The organism is Sphingomonas gei, assembly GCF_004792685.1.
Lineage (GTDB): Bacteria > Pseudomonadota > Alphaproteobacteria > Sphingomonadales > Sphingomonadaceae > Sphingomonas > Sphingomonas gei.
On sequence record NZ_SRXT01000004.1, the window covers coordinates 115,993 to 131,179 of the forward strand.

Here is a 15,187-nt window from a genome sequence, read left to right on the forward strand (position 1 = left end):
AGCGGCCGGCGCCCGCGAATGGCCAATATCGTCCAGTTCGAGAATGTCGGCTTGCGCTATGGCACGGGATCCGAGACCCTCTCGGACGTCAGCTTCACGCTCAAGAGCGGATCCTTTTATTTCCTGACCGGGCCCTCCGGCGCGGGCAAGACCTCTTTGCTCAAACTGCTCTACCTCGCTCAGCGGCCCTCGCGCGGGGTAATCCGGCTGTTCGGCGAGGATGCCGGCGCACTGCCGCGCCAGCGGCTTCCGGGCTTCCGGCGGCGGATCGGCGTCGTCTTCCAGGATTTCCGGCTGGTCCCGCACCTTTCCGCTTATGACAATATCGCGCTGCCGCTGCGCGTCGCCGGGGTGCAGGAGAGCGATGTCGAGGCGCCGGTGCGCGAGATGCTCGCCTGGGTGGGGCTCACCGAACGCGCGCGCGCCAAGCCGCCGACCTTGTCGGGCGGCGAGCAGCAGCGCATCGCGATCGCGCGCGCCGTGATCGCCCGGCCCGAACTGCTCGTCGCCGACGAGCCGACCGGAAACGTCGATCCGGAGATGGCCGAGCGGCTGCTCTATCTGTTCGAATCGCTCAACCGGCTCGGCACCAGCGTCGTCGTCGCGACGCACGACTTTCACTTGCTCCATCGCATCCCCAACGCGCAGATGATGCGGATCGAGCATGGCCGGCTCAGCGACCCCACCGGCGTGCTGCGCAATCCGCCGGGCGAATCATGATTCTCGGCCTCCATCCCCACGCCTCCGAGCGGCGGCTGCTCGACGATGGCCAGCCGACCCGCGCGATGACGTGGATCATGGCGATCATGCTGTTCCTCACCGTGCTCGCCGGTGCGCTGGGGCTCGGCATGTTCGGCGCGACCGCGCAGCTCGACCGCGCGCTTTCGGGCCGGCTGACGGTGCAGATCGTCGAGCCGATCGCGAGCCTGCGCGACAGTCAGGCGGGAGCCATGGTCGGTACGCTCGCCAAGCTTCCCGGCGTGACGCGCGTGCGTGAAGTCGATCGCGCGCATCTCGCGCAGTTGCTCAAGCCCTGGCTCGGCGATGCCGGGCTGGATCCTGATCTGCCGATGCCGGCGATGATCGACGTCGAGGCGGCGGGAGCGGATTTCGCCACGATCGAGCAGGCGGCGCGGCGGATTGCGCCGGCCGCGCGCGTCGACCGCCACGCGCAATGGCTGTCGCCGGTGCGCGACTTCCTGTCGTCGATGAGCTGGCTCGCGGTGAGCCTGATGCTGCTGATCGCGGGCGCCACCGCCGCGGTCGTGCTGCTTGCCGCACGCGCGGGGCTGGACACGCACCGCGACACGATCGATGTGCTCCACATGCTGGGTTCGACCGACGTCCAGATTGCCCGCCTGTTCCAGCGTCGGATCGCCTTCGACACGTTGCTCGGCGGGATTGCCGGCACCGCCGCGGCGCTCACGCTCGTCTGGTTCCTGCAGGGGCGGCTGAGCGCGGTCGGCTCGGAGATGCTGGGCGGCGTCGCGCTCCAGCGGCGCGACTGGTTCCTGCTGCTACTCCTGCCGCTCGGTTTCGCCTTGCTGTCGACGCTCGCGGCGCGCGTCGCGGTGCTGCGCACGCTGGGCCAGCGGCTGTGATCTGGCGCACCTGCCTGTTGCTGCTCGTCGCATGGGCGCTGGGCTTCGCCTTGTTCCTGCTGTCGCTCGGCAAGCCGCTCGACGGCCGCAAGACCGACGCGATCGTCGTGCTCACCGGCGGCTCGGGGCGGATCGACCGCGGCCTCGTCGTGCTTCGCGCCGGCGATGCGAAGCGGATGCTGGTGAGCGGAGTCGACCCCGATGTCCGCCCGGTCGAGTTCGCGGTGCAGTTCAAGATCGATCGCAAGCTGATGGCATGCTGCATCGATCTCGGCTGGCAGGCAGTCGACACGCGTTCGAATGCCGAAGAGACGATGAAATGGGTGCGTAAGCACGGTTTCCGATCGGTGCGGCTGGTGACCACCGACTGGCACATGCCGCGCGCGCGAATGGAGCTGGCGAGCGCGCTGGGCGGCGATGTCGACGTGGTCGGGGATGCCGTGCGCAGCGGCCCCAACAGCCCCGGCTGGCGGGTGCTGTTCCGCGAATATCACAAATATCTGGTGCGGCGGATCGCCTTGTGGATCGGCGCCGGCTGATGGGCCGGGTTCGCACGATCGTGTTCAAGAGCGCGTTTTACGGGCTGTCGGTGGCGATCGTGCTGCTCGCGCCGGTGACGGCGTTGTTCGGCCAGCGCGCATTTCGCCGCTGGGTGCTGCTGTGGACGCAATATCATGCCTGGTGCGCGCGCAACCTCGCCGGAATCCGCGTCCGCATAGAGGGGGCGCCGCTGGCCGGCCCCGCGCTCTATGCCTCGAAGCACCAGTCGTTCTTCGAGACCTTCGAACTGGTCCGCATGCTCGATGCGCCGGCGGTGGTGATGCGTCAGGAATATGCCCGCATCCCGGTGTGGGGCTGGGCGGCACGGCGCTACGGCATCATCATCATCGACCGCAGCGGATCGGCGGCGGCGCTGCGCCAGATGATGCGCGAAGCCAAAGCGGCGGGTGCGGCGGGCCGTTCGGTGGTCCTGTTCCCCGAAGGCACCCGCTCGGCGATGGGGGAAACCCCACCGGTGCTGTCGGGGCTCGCCGGCCTCTACCGCGCGGTCGGCCGACCGGTGGTGCCGATCGCGCTCGACACCGCACGGGTATGGCCGAAGCATGGCCCGATGCGGCCGGGGCTGGTGACGTTCCGGTTCGGCGAACCGATACCGGCAGGGCTGAAGCGCAACGAGATCGAAAGCCTGGTCCACCGCGAAATCAACGCGCTGAACGGCTAATCGTGCGAGCGGCCGAAATCGGGGCGGGCATCGTCCTGGCCCGAATCGATGACCGAGCGGCGAACGGCGCGGGTGCGCGAGAACAAGTCGAACAATTCGTCGCCCTTGCCCCAGCGGATCGCACGCTGGAGCGCGGTGAGATCCTCCGAGAAGCGCTGGAGCATGTCGAGCACCGCTTCGCGATTGGCGAGAAACACGTCGCGCCACATCGTCGGATCCGAGGCGGCGATCCGGGTGAAATCGCGGAACCCGCCCGCCGAATATTTGATGACTTCGGACGCAGTCACTTCCTCGAGGTCCGAGGCGGTGCCGACGATGGTATAGGCGATCAGATGCGGCAAATGGCTGGTCACCGCGAGCACGCGATCGTGATGCGCGGGCTCCATGGTCTCGACTTCGGCACCAAGCCGGCGCCAGAATTCGAGCACGCGCTCGATCGCGATGCCCGGCGTGCCCTCGGGCGGGGTGACGATGCACCAGCGATGGTGGAACAGCGATGCAAAGCCCGCCTCGGGCCCGCTATTCTCGGTTCCCGCCACCGGATGCGCCGGCACGAACACTGCTTCGGGCAGCGCCGCCCGCACTGCCTCAATCACGCTTTCCTTGCACGAGCCGACATCGCTGAGGATCGCATCGGCAGGGAGATCCGCCGCGATCTCCGCCGCGACGACGCCCATCGCGCCGACCGGAACGCAGAGCACCACCAGATCGGCGTCGATCACGGCAGTGCCCGCGGTATCGGCGACATCGTCGCACAGATCGATCCGGACGGCGGTTTCGCGCACCGAAGGATCGGCGTCGAAACCCGTCACGCGGACGCTCGGCATGTGCTGCCGCACCGCGCGGGCGATCGACGAACCGATCAGCCCGAGCCCGATGACGGTGACGCGGCTGAACGGCAGCATCAGCCCCCCACGATCTCGCGGATTGCCGCGGCGACGCCCTGGATCTCGTCCTCGGTGCCGATGGTGATGCGCAAGCCGTGCGGCAGCCCCTGCCCCGGCAGCCAGCGGACGATATAGCCGCGCTCCATCAAACCCTTGTACGCCGCCTCGGCAGTCACTTCGCCTTCGAACAGGACGAGCTGGAAATTGGCCTTGGATGGGACCGCGCGAAGTCCCTTGTTGCCCATCGCCCCGATCTGATCGGCGAACCAGCCCCGCCATTCCCGATTGTGGCTGTAGCTCCGCTCGACGAATGCGTGATCGCCCAGCGCCGCCACCGCCGCCTTTTGCGCCGCGGTGCTGAAGTTGAACGGCGCGCGGATGCGGTGCATCGCGTCGATCATCTCGGGCGCGCCATAGCCCCAGCCGACTCGCTCGGAGGCGAGTCCGAAGATCTTCGAGAAGGTCCGCGTGACCAGTACGTTCCCGGCATTGCGCGCGAGATCGAGCCCGCCGTCATCGTCCTCGGGATCGAGATATTCGGTATAGGCCTGGTCGATCACCAGCAGCACCTGCGCCGGCAGCGCGGCATGGAGCCGTGCGATTTCCGCGCGCGAGGTATAGGTGCCGGTCGGATTGTTCGGATTGGCGATGAAGATCAGCTTGGTCCGCTCGGTCACGCAGGCGAGGATCGCATCGACGTCGCTGGCATAGTCCTTGTCGGGCGCCACCACCGGTGTCGCGCCGACGCGGCGGGCGGCGATGTCGTAGACCGCGAAGCCGTAGCGGACATAGATGATCTCGTCGCCGATTCCGGCATAGGCGCCGGCGGCGAGATGGAGCACTTCGTCCGATCCGGTGCCGTAGATGATCCGTGCCGGATCGAGCCCGTAATGCGCGCCGATCGCTTCGCGCAGTTCGGCGGCGCTGGCGTCCGGATAGCGCTCGAGCTGCGATGCGGCCGCCGCAAAGGCCGCGCGCGCCACTTCCGGCGTGCCGAACGGATTCTCGTTGGAGGAGAGCTTTACGGCCTTGGAGCCGGAATCGGTGGTCGAGCGCCCCGGCACATAGGGGGCGATCTCCATGACCCAGCGATTGGGAACGGGTGCATCCATGGTCGCGCGGCTTGGCGGAATGGCCTTCCAATGGCAAGCTCGGCGTGGGCAGGCATGGGAGGGGGCGATGCGCGGAAGCAGCATGGTATGGCGGGCGCTGGCGACGGCGCGCGCCCGGAACGTCGCGGAAGCCGGCGAGGCCCCGCCCATCCCGGGCGCTCCGGGCGCCACCCGCCGCGCCTTGCTCAAGGGAATCGCAGCGGCCGGCATGGCCTCGGCGCTGCCGCGCCCGGCGCGCGCCTTCGCCGGGGGCCGCGTCGCGATCATCGGCGGCGGCATCGCCGGACTGAGCGCGCTCCACCACCTGCGGGAGGCCGCCGTGGATGCGCACCTCTATGAGGGCCGGGGCCGCACCGGCGGGCGGATGTTCACCCACCGGCCCGCCGGCGCCACGCCGTTCGAAGTCGGCGGGCAATTGGTCAACACCGACCATGACGACATGCAGGCGCTGTGCAAGCGCTTCGATGTGCCGTTGGTCGATCGCAAGGCCGAGCCGCACCGCACTCTGATCCTAGGCGACGGCAGGTTGCTGAACGACACCGAGCTTGCCGAAGCGCTGCGTCCGATCGCGGCGCAGATCGACAGCGATTCGGCGCGCCTCGGAAAGGATTTCGATCGCGTCGCCGCCGAGCTCGATCGGATGTCGATCGAGCAATATCTCGACAAGCATCGCGCGCTGATGGGCCCGCCCTGGGTACGACAACTCATGGAGGCGACCAGCCGCACCGAATATGGCGTCGAGCCGGCGTTCGCCTCGGCCGTGGAGCTGGTGTTCAACCTGCCGACGGTCGACGGCGCGCGAATCGAAGTTCTCGGCGAATCGGACGAGCGCTATGTCATCCAGGGTGGCAGCTCTTCGCTGATTGAGGCGATGACGACGCATTATGCCGATCGCATCACCACCGGGAAAAGGCTGGCGCGGATCGCATCGGCAGGCAGCGGCGTGCGCCTGACCTTCCTCGACGGATCGACCGAAGCGGCGGAGACCGTGATCGTCGCGGTGCCAGCCCCGTTGCTGCGCCAGATCGACTGGCGCGTGCCCCTCCCCGCGATCTGGCGCGCGTTCATCGCCGAGATGGAGCTGGGCCATAACGAGAAGATCCAGGCGGCCACGAACGGTATGCCGTGGCGCGCGCCGATGGGGATCGGCGGCGAGCTGTGGCAGACGTCTGCCGACGCCGGCTGGGCGCTCGGCTGGGACGGCAGCGTCCACCGCGCCGATGGTGTCAGCCCGGTCTGGACTTGGTTCCTCGGCGGCGACGAGGTGCGACGTGCCGAGGCCGGGCCGCCCTCGGCGCTGGCCGCGCGCTTCGCGGGTCTGTCCGCACCGGCGATAGCGGGGCTGGAAGCGGCCGCGACGGGGCCGTTCGCGCGGACCAACTGGCACGCCCAGGCGCTGACGCTCGGTGCCTATGTCAATTTTCGCCCGGGCCAGATCACGCGCTTCGCCCGGCTGCTCTGTGTCGAATCCGGCAACTCCGCCGAGCGCCACGTGCCGGGTGCAGGTCGGATCCTGTTCGCCGGCGAGCACCTGTCCGAAGCGTATCCGGGCTATATGAACGGCGGCGCACAGACGGGCCGGGTGGCGGCGCAGGCGATCGGCGGCGCGCGGGGGCACCGTACCTCACCTAACATCGCAGCAACTATTCCATCAGAGTCAGATGAGCGACGTTTTCAGCCAATATCAAAAGAATGCCAGATATGAGGCTGCATGGTTTTTGATAGAAACTCCAGACTGGCTTAAGCTATGGTTTCGGGATATTCTACCTATTCAGGCGCCGGAGTCGAATTCCTGCCGTCCTGTTGATTAGGGGGGCCGAACGCCGAAGAAATGATTTTGATTCAGGCGCAAATCTCCGCTGCCCAGCTGGTTAAGGACCATATCTCGACTTAGTTCGGCTCACGCGCACCGGTCAGAGGAGGCAGGCATGTTCGCTTCGGTCGTCAGGCCCCTGAAGGCATCCACCGAGCCCGCTCGGGGACCGCATTCGGACGTTTCCGGCGCGACGCAGGACCAGAACGACGGACTGACGCAAGACCGCGCGAGCGCAAGTGCCCCAGGTGCAAACCCACGCGGCTCTCGCGATTTGAGCGAGGTCCCCGTCTCCCCCGCCGATCGGTCGATTGCATTTCAGCCGCCATCCCCGATTGCCGTCCAGACGAAGCTGGTGATCGGCGCCGTCGACGATCCGCTCGAGCATGAGGCGGATCGCATGGCCGACCGAGTGATGCATATGTCCGCCGCCCCGTCGGGGACCGCCGGGGGCGCGACGCTGCAGCGCAAATGCGCCACCTGCGAGGAAGAGGAGCCGGGCGCAATGCTGCGGGCCAGGCGTCAGGATGGGCATGACGCTTCGGGTGTCGCGGCCCCCGCCAGCGTCGGCGACGTGCTTCGATCGACCGGCGAGCCGCTCAATCCATCGGCGCGCGCGTTTTTCGAGCCGCGTTTCGGCCGGGATTTCTCGCAGGTCCGGGTGCATGCCGACGAACGCGCTGCTCAGTCCGCGCAGAGCATCGGCGCGCGTGCCTATACCGTCGGGCGCCACATCGCCTTTGCGCCGGGTCAATATGCGCCGGGCAGCGATCATGGCCGGCATTTGCTGGCGCACGAGCTGACCCATACCGTCCAGCAGGGCGCCGCGCGCGTTCGGCGGCAGCCCGCAAACCGGCAGCATGTCGCTGGGGGCATCGATTCGCGCGATGAAATGGCGCAGTACGAAGAAGAGGCGGCCGGTGCGGTCGAGCAGGTGGTCCGCCGCTCGGCGACGTGGAAGGGCGCTACTGTCCACGAAACGCTGAACGTGGCCGACATCGCGTTCGGGGGCTCCGATCCGGTCAGCTGGCAACAGCTGAACGGTACCAGCCTGAAGACCGAAGCCGACGCGGACGGCGCGATCAAGATGCCGGGCCTCTTCACATCTCCGCTTCCCAGCACCGACCCGGCCGCCAATTACATGGCGAAAGTCGACACCGTGCCGGACCAGGAGGGCAGCGACGACGAGACCGTCCTGGGTCCTGGGCCGTGGACGAAAGTCGTCACCAAGGCGCGCGCCCGCGGCGTGACCGGGCTGGCCGCTTGCGCGGGCGCCGGAAATTCGACGTTCACCGTCAAAGGCAGTCCCACCGACGATGCGGTCTTCAAGGCCAATCGCCGGCACGAGGATCATCACGTCGCCGACGACAAGGTCGCGTTCGACGATGAAATCGGCAAATGGGACAAGAAGCTGCAGGACGCCAAGACCGCCGGCACTGCGTTCACCGGCGCCACCGAAGCCGATGCGATCGCCGCCTTGTGGACCGCGATGGGCAACACCCCCAAAAAGGCCGCGAGAGCCTATCGGACGCTGAGCTTCACCAAGGGCGCCGCCTTTCACCGAACCCCGCAGGGGGGCCCGATGTCGCTTTCGAACCCGGTTGCCAACGCGGATTGCTCGACATCCGGCGTCGACGTGACGAATCCGTCCTAGTGGAGACCACGATCGAGATCCGCTGCGAAGGCGGGGTTTGGGCCGTGCTGCGGATCGCCAATGACGGGGACAAGGCCGTGACAATCCACAATCCGGGGGATTATCGGCCGACGGAAGGGTGGGAATTTTCGCGCGAGGCGTATCGAGTGGCTGCCTTGCGCTCTTTCCATTTCCTCGAAATGACCCTGCGCGCGGACGGGTCGGAGATCGAACCTGCCGACATCCGTACCCGTGCCGATCATCTCGTCGGATTGCCCGTCGCACTCGCTCCTGGCGCCAATCTACAAATCCACATCCCGCTGCACGAATTCTACGACCTGATGCCCGGCATCGAATATTCGCTCGCGCTGACCTACGGAGACGACAGCGCGCGAGTGTCCGCTATCACCCAGGTCCGATGTCCGTGACTAACGGGAAACCGCAAATTCGCGTTGATGGCTGACGCGGTACGACACCTTGTTGCCACTCCGCCCCGCACCCCCTAACCGGGCCTCATGCTTGACGATGCGCGTTTTGGCCTGAGCCGTACCGCGACGCTGCCCGGGCCGCTCAGGCTCGACGGCGGCGTGCTGCTGTCGCCTGTCGACATTGCATATGAAACCTACGGCATGCTGGCGCCCGATGCCGGCAACGCGATCCTCGTCTGCCACGCACTGACCGGCGACCATCATGTCGCCTCGGCGCATCCGGTGACCGGCAAGCCTGGCTGGTGGGCGCGAATGGTCGGGCCGGGCAAGCCGATCGATACCGATCGTTACTTCGTCGTCTGCGCCAATGTGCTCGGCAGCTGCCTCGGTTCGTCGGGGCCGGCGAGCATCAACCCCACCACCGACAGGCCCTGGGCGATGGGCTTTCCGGTCATCACCATTCGCGACATGGTCAGCGCGCAGGCGATGCTGCTCGATCATCTCGGCATCGAGCGGCTGTTCGCGGTGGTCGGCGGATCGATGGGCGGGATGCAGGCGCTGAGCTGGGCGGCGACCTATCCGACCCGCGTCGCTTCCGCCGTGGTGATTGCCAGCGCGGCGCGGCATTCGGCGCAGAACATTGCGTTCCACGAAGTCGGGCGGCAGGCGATCATGGCCGATCATCGCTGGCGCGGCGGCGACTATTATGCCGACAACGATCCGCCTTCCTCGGGCCTCGCGGTGGCGCGGATGGCGGCGCACATCACCTATCTGTCCGAGGCCGGTCTCACTGCCAAGTTCGGGCGCAAGCTCCAGAGCCGCCCCGAAAAACCCGATGGCGCCAAGACCTTCGGCTTCGACGCCGATTTCCAGGTCGAGAGCTATCTGCGCCACCAGGGGCTGAGCTTCGTCGACCGGTTCGACGCCAATTCGTACCTCTATATCACTCGCGCCCTGGACTATTTCGATCTCGCCGAGGAGCATGAGGGCGTGCTGGCCAATGCCTTTACCGGCGACACGCGCTTCTGCCTGGTGAGCTTCGACACCGACTGGCTCTATCCGACCGGCGAATCGCGGACGATCGTCCACGCGCTAAACGCCGCCGGCGCGCCGGTGAGCTTCGTCGAATTGAAGTCGCCGTTCGGGCATGACGCGTTCCTGCTCGAGAATCCCGAGCTCGACCGGGTGATCACGGGCTTCCTCGGCGCCGGAGACCGTCAATGAATTACCGCATCTCGTTCGATCCCGAGGATCAGCAGCTCGACGTTATCCACGGCTATCTGGTGCGCTCTTACTGGGCCGAAGGCATTCCGCGCGAAACCGTCGCGAAGGCAGTCGCAAACTCGCTGTGCGTCGGCGCGTTCGACGATGACGTGCAGGTCGGTTTTGCGCGCGTCGTCACCGATCGCGCGACCTTTGCCTATCTCGCCGACGTATTCGTGCTCGAGGGGCAACGCGGCCGCGGGCTTGCCGAGCAGATGCTCGAGGCGATCGAGGACCATCCCGAGCTTCGGGGCTTGCGCCGCTGGGTATTGTTCACCCGCGACATGCAGCCGCTCTACGCCAAATTCGGCTGGAAGGTTTATCCGCACCCCGAACGGCTGATGGTGCGCGACAATCCGGATATCTACACGCGATGAGCCTGCGTCCCGATCTCGCGATCATCGCCGCCAACGTCCAGCCTATCACCCGCGTGCTCGATGTCGGCTGCGGCGACGGCGCGTTGATGGCGGCGCTGCGCGACCAGCGCGGCTGCGACGCGCGCGGGCTCGAGCTCGATCCAGCCGACGTGGCCGCGGCGATGGCACGGGGCCTTTCGGTGGTCCAGGGCGATGCCGACAGCGACCTCGCCGATTATCCCGACGCCAGCTTCGACTATGCCATCCTCAGCCAGACGCTGCAGACGACGCGGCGCCCCGATTGGGTGCTCGACCAACTGCTGCGGATCGGCCGGCGGGCCTTCGTCTCCTTCCCCAATTTCGCGCATTGGCGGGTGCGCGCGTCTTTGTTGTTCGGCGGGCGGATGCCGGTGACTCGGCTGCTGCCGGTCGCCTGGTACGCCACGCCCAACATCCACCATGTCACGGTCGACGATTTCCGCGCGCTGGTGAAGGCGCGCGGGATCATCGTCGAGGAATGCTGGTTCCTCTCGGGCGACCAGCGCACCGGATCGGGCTTCGCCAACCTGTTTGCCGAGCATGCCGTGTTCCTGTTGCGGAAGAATCGATGACCAGTCGCACCGTCACTTCGATCCACCCGGCCAATCGCGACGATATCGGCGATCTAGTGACGCGGCGGCCGGTGCCGGGCCCGGGTGTCGAGAATGTCGGCGCATTCCTCTTCCTCAACCATCACGGGCCGCAGACCTATCCGCCGAACAATCGCGGCCTGCCGTTCGGCCCGCATCCGCATCGCGGCTTCGAGACGGTGACCCTCATCCTCGAGGGTGAGCTCGCGCATACCGACTCGGCGGGGCATGAGAGCATCATCCGCGCCGGCGGAATCCAATGGATGACCGCGGGGCGCGGGATCGTCCATGCCGAAGTCTCGCCCGCGGGATTCAAGCGCGACGGCGGGCCGATGGAGATCCTGCAATTACGGGTGAACCTGCCGGCGCGGCTCAAGATGACCGCGCCGCGTTATGTCGGCGTGCAGGCCGAAGGAATCCCCACCGTCGAGTCGGAGGGCGCGACGGTGCACTTGGTCTCGGGCGAATGGCAGGGCGGAAAGGGCGCGGTCGAGTCGCTCACCGGCGTTTTCCTCGGTTGGGTCGCGGTGCAGTCAGGCGCGAGCGTGACCTTCGACGAGCTGCGCGGCCGTGACGTATTCCTCTATGTGGCACGCGGCGAGCTCCACGTCGGCGGGCGGCAGGTGCCGCAATTCCATCTCGCCCAGCTCGGCGAGGGCGAGAGCGTGACGGTCACCGCTACCGAACCGGCTTTGTTCGTGTTCGGCCATGCCGATCCGATCGCCGAGCCGATCGTCGCGCACGGGCCGTTCGTGATGAACAGCGTCGAGGAAATCCGCCAGGCCTTCGCCGATTACCAGGCCGGCACGTTCGGCGTTGCCGAGATCATCGCAGGCTAGACGCCGCTGCCCCAATTGACCGTAGCACGCGTGCCGCCGTTCATCGGCTCGACCACGATCAGCAGGCTGCGCTTCGAATCCTCGCCGGCCGAATATTGCGTCGGCGTCGACATCCGCTGGCCGAGCCCCGAGGCGTTGGCCTGGGCGCGCGACCAGCCGAGCACTTCGGCAGGCTGGGCCTTGACCAGATAGACGATCGTGCCGCTGACATGCTGCGGCGTGCCATCGGGGCCCGACACGCAGGTGGTGATCTGCGCGCCATCATGCACCGGAACGAAATCGGGCTTGTTCGAGCAATCGGCCGCCGCAGTTATCGCAGCGGGCTTCCCCTTGGACGCGGCGTCGGCGACGTTCTGCCCGGTAGGGTCGTTCGTCGTCTCGGTAGAAGCGCCGCCGCCGCAGGCACTGACCAATAAAGCGGTGCTGACAAACAAGTGGCGCATCATGGATCCTCTTTGGAAGCTCAACGACGCGCCGGCCGCCGAGTTGCTCAGAACGGCACGTCGTCGTCGAGATCGTCGGGGAAGCCGCCGCCGAACCCGCCGCCGCTCTTCTGCCCGCCACCGTTGAAGTTACCGCCGCCGCTGGCACCGCCGCGGTTCGACGATTGGCCCGAGAATTCGTCGCCGCCGCCGGCGCCCCAATCCTCACCGCCGCCACCACTGCTGCGGCCCGCACCACCGCCCTGGCCGGGTGCACCATCGAGCATGGTCAGCACCGAATTGAAGCCCTGCAGCACCACTTCGGTCGAATAGCGGTCGGCACCCGACTGGTCCTGCCACTTACGCGTGGTGAGCGCGCCTTCGATATAGACCTTGCTGCCCTTGCGCAGATATTTTTCGGCGACGTTGGCAAGGCCCTCGTTGAACACCTTGACGGTGTGCCACTCGGTCTTTTCCTTGCGCTCGCCCGAGTTGCGGTCCTTCCAGCTCTCGGACGTGGCGATGCGCAGCTCGACGACCTTGCCGCCGTTCTGGAAACTGCGGCTTTCCGGGTCCTTGCCCAGATTGCCGACCAGGATGACCTTGTTGACGCTGCCGGCCATGGAAACTCCGCTGTATGATCGATAAGGATAAGGTGAACGAACAGAGTACTCTCGATGGCCGATATCATCAACCTGAACAAGGCGCGCAAGGCGAAGGCGCGCGTGGATAAGTCCGCGCAAGCCGCGGAGAATCGCGCGCGCTTCGGGCGGACGCGGGCGCAAAAACAGGCCGATGGCGCCGAGACCGCCAAAGTGACTCGGCTGCTAGACGAGTCGAAACGCGACTAGAGCCCCAGCGCGACCGCGCTCCAATAGGTTATCCCCGCCGCGACATAGGCCAGCACGAACAGATAGCTGACCATGAAGGCCGGCCATTTCCAGCCATTGGTCTCGCGCCGGGTGACCGCGATCGTCGAAATGCATTGCGGCGCGAAGACGAACCACATCAGGAAGGCAAGCGCGGTGGGCAGCGTCCAATGCGCGCGCAGATTTTCGCGGATCGTCGCCTCGCCGGCGGCGTCTTCGGGATTGTCGACGGCGTAGACCGTACCGATCGCCGCTACCGCGACTTCGCGCGCGGCCATCGCCGGGATCAGCGCCAGCGCGATATCGCGGTTGAACCCTATCGGGGCGACCAGAACCTGCAAGCCGTTGCCGATCCGGCCGGCGATCGAATAATCCACTTTCGATATCCCGCTGCCCTCGGGCGGCTTGGGGAAGCTGAGCAGTGCCCACAGCACCACGGTGGTCAGCAGGATGATCGTGCCGGCGCGCTTGAGGAAGATTTCGGCGCGCTGCCAGAGGCCGAGCAGCACGTCGCGCAGCCGCGGCATCTGGTATTTGGGCATCTCCATCATGAAGCCCGAGGTCGCGCCCTTGGTCACGGTGCGGCGAAGCACCAGAGCCGCGACGAACGCGCCGATGATGCCGAGCACATATAGCGCGAACAGCACCAGGCCCTGGAGGCCGACGCCGGGAAGAATCGCCCGATCGGGAATCAGTGCGCCGATGATGATCGTATAGACTGGCAGGCGTGCCGAACAGGTCATCAGCGGTGCGATCAGGATCGTCGTCAGCCGGTCCTTTTCGTCCGAGATGGTGCGCGTCGCCATGATACCGGGCACTGCACAGGCAAAGCTCGACAGCAGCGGGATGAACGCGCGGCCCGACAGTCCGACGCTGGCCATCACGCGATCCATCAGGAAGGCGGCGCGGACCATGTAGCCGGTCGCCTCGAGCACGAGGATGAAACCGAACAGGATCAGGATCTGCGGCAGGAATACGACGACCGCGCCGACTCCGGCGATCACCCCGTCGACCAGCAGCGAGCGCAGCACGCCTTGCGGCAGCGCGTCGCCGATCGCCCCGCCAAGCATCGCCATCAGCGATTCGATCCAGCCGATCGGCGCTTCGGACCAGGCGAACACCGCCTGGAACATGACGAACATCAGCCCCAGCAACAGAACCGGACCCGAGACCGGGTGCAGCGCGATCGCATCGAGGCGGTGAGTCCAGCGCCGCGCCGCGGTTTCGGAGACAGTCACCGCGGTGGCGATCTGGCGGGCGCGGCGCTGGAGGACGACGATGTCGTGCTGGACGCCGGGGCCGGGGCGCACCGTGTGGACATTGCGGACGACGTCGCCGAGCCGATCCTTGAGCGTTTCGAGCCCGCGCTTGCGCACCGCGACGGTCGGCACCACCGGTACGCCGAGCTCGCGCTCGAGCGCCTCGGGATCGAGCACCAGTCCGTCGCGCTCGGCGAGATCGACCATGTTGAGTGCGACGATGATCGGCAGGCCGAGCGCGATCAGCTGGAGCGTGAAGCGCAGATGGTTGTCGAGATTCGACGCATCGACCACGGTGATGATCGCGTCGGGAAGCCGCTCGCCGGCCTGACGGCCCACGAGCACGTCGCGGGTGACTTGCTCGTCCGGCGAGGAGGGATCGAGGCTGTAGGCGCCGGGCAGATCGAGCAATTCGACCGGGCGGCCATCGGGCAGCGCCATGCGCCCGGCATGGCGCTCGACCGTGACTCCGGGATAATTGCCGACCTTCTGCCGCGCGCCGGTCAGCGCGTTGAACAGCGCGCTCTTGCCGGCATTGGGATTGCCGACCAGCGCGACCAAAGGGGCCTGGTTCATGGGTTAGGCGAGACGTGGATCGCCGCAGCGACGTGGCGGCGCAGCGCCACCGTCATCCGCCCGATGCGGCAGGCGACCGGGCCGCGCCCGAGAAATCCCGAATGATGGAGCATCTCGACTTCGACGCCTTCGTCGAGCCCAAGCTCGCGCAGGCGCCGTCCCTCGGGTTCGGACAGCGCGTGCCAGTCGACTCCGGCCACCGTGCCCGGCTTGAGGCGGGGCAATTGGGCGAGTCGAATGGGGTGGGGAATCGCAGCGGCGATGTTCATGCTGCGAGT

18 protein-coding genes are annotated in these 15,187 nt (G+C 66.9%); 12 read left to right on the forward strand and 6 right to left on the reverse strand.

Annotated features, from left to right (window positions below):
• Positions 1-18: 18 nt before the first annotated feature.
• From ftsE to E5A73_RS10300, 4 genes are read left to right on the forward strand one after another with little or no spacing between them, the layout of a single operon-like run.
• Positions 19-720: a cell division ATP-binding protein FtsE gene (gene ftsE / locus E5A73_RS10285; protein WP_135963749.1), complete on the forward strand. Its 702-nt coding sequence runs from the start codon at positions 19-21 to the stop codon at positions 718-720.
• Positions 717-1,601, forward strand: coding sequence for a cell division protein FtsX (locus tag E5A73_RS10290; protein ID WP_135963750.1), 885 nt, complete (start codon positions 717-719; stop codon positions 1,599-1,601). Before ftsE ends, E5A73_RS10290 begins: the two co-directional genes overlap by 4 nt.
• On the forward strand, positions 1,598-2,140 hold the full coding sequence (locus E5A73_RS10295) for a YdcF family protein (RefSeq protein ID WP_135963751.1): 543 nt from the start codon (positions 1,598-1,600) through the stop codon (positions 2,138-2,140). Before E5A73_RS10290 ends, E5A73_RS10295 begins: the two co-directional genes overlap by 4 nt.
• Entirely contained in the window at positions 2,140-2,823 is a 684-nt protein-coding gene (locus E5A73_RS10300) for a lysophospholipid acyltransferase family protein (protein WP_135963752.1), read from the forward strand. Before E5A73_RS10295 ends, E5A73_RS10300 begins: the two co-directional genes overlap by 1 nt.
• On the opposite strand, the gene E5A73_RS10305 is transcribed toward E5A73_RS10300, so the two are convergent.
• Together E5A73_RS10305 and hisC are read right to left on the reverse strand one after the other, a co-directional pair.
• The gene (locus tag E5A73_RS10305) at positions 2,820-3,728 is read right to left on the reverse strand and encodes a prephenate/arogenate dehydrogenase family protein (RefSeq protein WP_135963753.1); all 909 of its coding nucleotides are present in this window, start codon (positions 3,726-3,728) and stop codon (positions 2,820-2,822) included. The genes E5A73_RS10300 and E5A73_RS10305 overlap by 4 nt on opposite strands.
• Positions 3,728-4,822: a histidinol-phosphate transaminase gene (gene hisC, locus E5A73_RS10310; RefSeq protein ID WP_135963754.1), complete on the reverse strand. Its 1,095-nt coding sequence runs from the start codon at positions 4,820-4,822 to the stop codon at positions 3,728-3,730. Before hisC ends, E5A73_RS10305 begins: the two co-directional genes overlap by 1 nt.
• Positions 4,823-4,889: 67 nt before the next feature.
• Between hisC and E5A73_RS10315 the strand changes: the two genes are divergently transcribed.
• From E5A73_RS10315 to E5A73_RS10345, 7 genes are all read left to right on the forward strand, one after another.
• Positions 4,890-6,527, forward strand: coding sequence for a flavin monoamine oxidase family protein (locus tag E5A73_RS10315; protein WP_135963755.1), 1,638 nt, complete (start codon positions 4,890-4,892; stop codon positions 6,525-6,527).
• A 463-nt stretch (positions 6,528-6,990) separates the two neighbouring features.
• Positions 6,991-8,289 (forward strand): eCIS core domain-containing protein, encoded by a 1,299-nt coding sequence (locus tag E5A73_RS21595; RefSeq protein ID WP_206366458.1) that lies wholly within the window; start codon positions 6,991-6,993, stop codon positions 8,287-8,289.
• The gene (locus E5A73_RS10325; RefSeq protein WP_168355898.1) at positions 8,289-8,696 is read left to right on the forward strand and encodes a hypothetical protein; all 408 of its coding nucleotides are present in this window, start codon (positions 8,289-8,291) and stop codon (positions 8,694-8,696) included. The genes E5A73_RS21595 and E5A73_RS10325 overlap by 1 nt, the downstream gene beginning before the upstream one ends.
• Before the next feature lie 87 nt (positions 8,697-8,783).
• A complete protein-coding gene (metX, locus tag E5A73_RS10330; protein ID WP_135963757.1) occupies positions 8,784-9,920 on the forward strand; it encodes a homoserine O-acetyltransferase MetX in 1,137 nt (378 codons plus the stop codon).
• Complete coding sequence (locus E5A73_RS10335) at positions 9,917-10,336, forward strand: GNAT family N-acetyltransferase (RefSeq protein ID WP_135963758.1); 420 nt, start codon at positions 9,917-9,919, stop codon at positions 10,334-10,336. The genes metX and E5A73_RS10335 overlap by 4 nt, the downstream gene beginning before the upstream one ends.
• Positions 10,333-10,926, forward strand: coding sequence for a methionine biosynthesis protein MetW (gene metW / locus E5A73_RS10340; protein WP_135963759.1), 594 nt, complete (start codon positions 10,333-10,335; stop codon positions 10,924-10,926). The genes E5A73_RS10335 and metW overlap by 4 nt, the downstream gene beginning before the upstream one ends.
• Positions 10,923-11,783, forward strand: a complete 861-nt coding sequence (locus E5A73_RS10345; protein WP_135963760.1) for a pirin family protein — start codon at positions 10,923-10,925, stop codon at positions 11,781-11,783. Before metW ends, E5A73_RS10345 begins: the two co-directional genes overlap by 4 nt.
• Here E5A73_RS10345 and E5A73_RS10350 read toward each other — a convergent pair.
• The gene (locus tag E5A73_RS10350; protein ID WP_240700126.1) at positions 11,780-12,226 is read right to left on the reverse strand and encodes a hypothetical protein; all 447 of its coding nucleotides are present in this window, start codon (positions 12,224-12,226) and stop codon (positions 11,780-11,782) included. The two genes, E5A73_RS10345 and E5A73_RS10350, sit on opposite strands and share 4 nt — an antisense overlap.
• A gap of 47 nt (positions 12,227-12,273) precedes the next feature.
• Positions 12,274-12,828, reverse strand: coding sequence for a single-stranded DNA-binding protein (gene ssb / locus E5A73_RS10355; RefSeq protein WP_135963762.1), 555 nt, complete (start codon positions 12,826-12,828; stop codon positions 12,274-12,276).
• 54 nt (positions 12,829-12,882) lie between these two features.
• Here ssb and E5A73_RS10360 point away from each other — a divergent pair, with 54 nt between their 5' ends.
• Complete coding sequence (locus tag E5A73_RS10360; RefSeq protein WP_135963763.1) at positions 12,883-13,056, forward strand: DUF4169 family protein; 174 nt, start codon at positions 12,883-12,885, stop codon at positions 13,054-13,056.
• Here E5A73_RS10360 and feoB read toward each other — a convergent pair.
• Positions 13,053-14,909, reverse strand: coding sequence for a ferrous iron transporter B (gene feoB, locus E5A73_RS10365; protein ID WP_135963764.1), 1,857 nt, complete (start codon positions 14,907-14,909; stop codon positions 13,053-13,055). The two genes, E5A73_RS10360 and feoB, sit on opposite strands and share 4 nt — an antisense overlap.
• A complete protein-coding gene (locus tag E5A73_RS10370) occupies positions 14,906-15,178 on the reverse strand; it encodes a FeoA family protein (protein ID WP_135963765.1) in 273 nt (90 codons plus the stop codon). The genes feoB and E5A73_RS10370 overlap by 4 nt, the downstream gene beginning before the upstream one ends.
• Between the last annotated feature and the right edge of the window lie 9 nt (positions 15,179-15,187).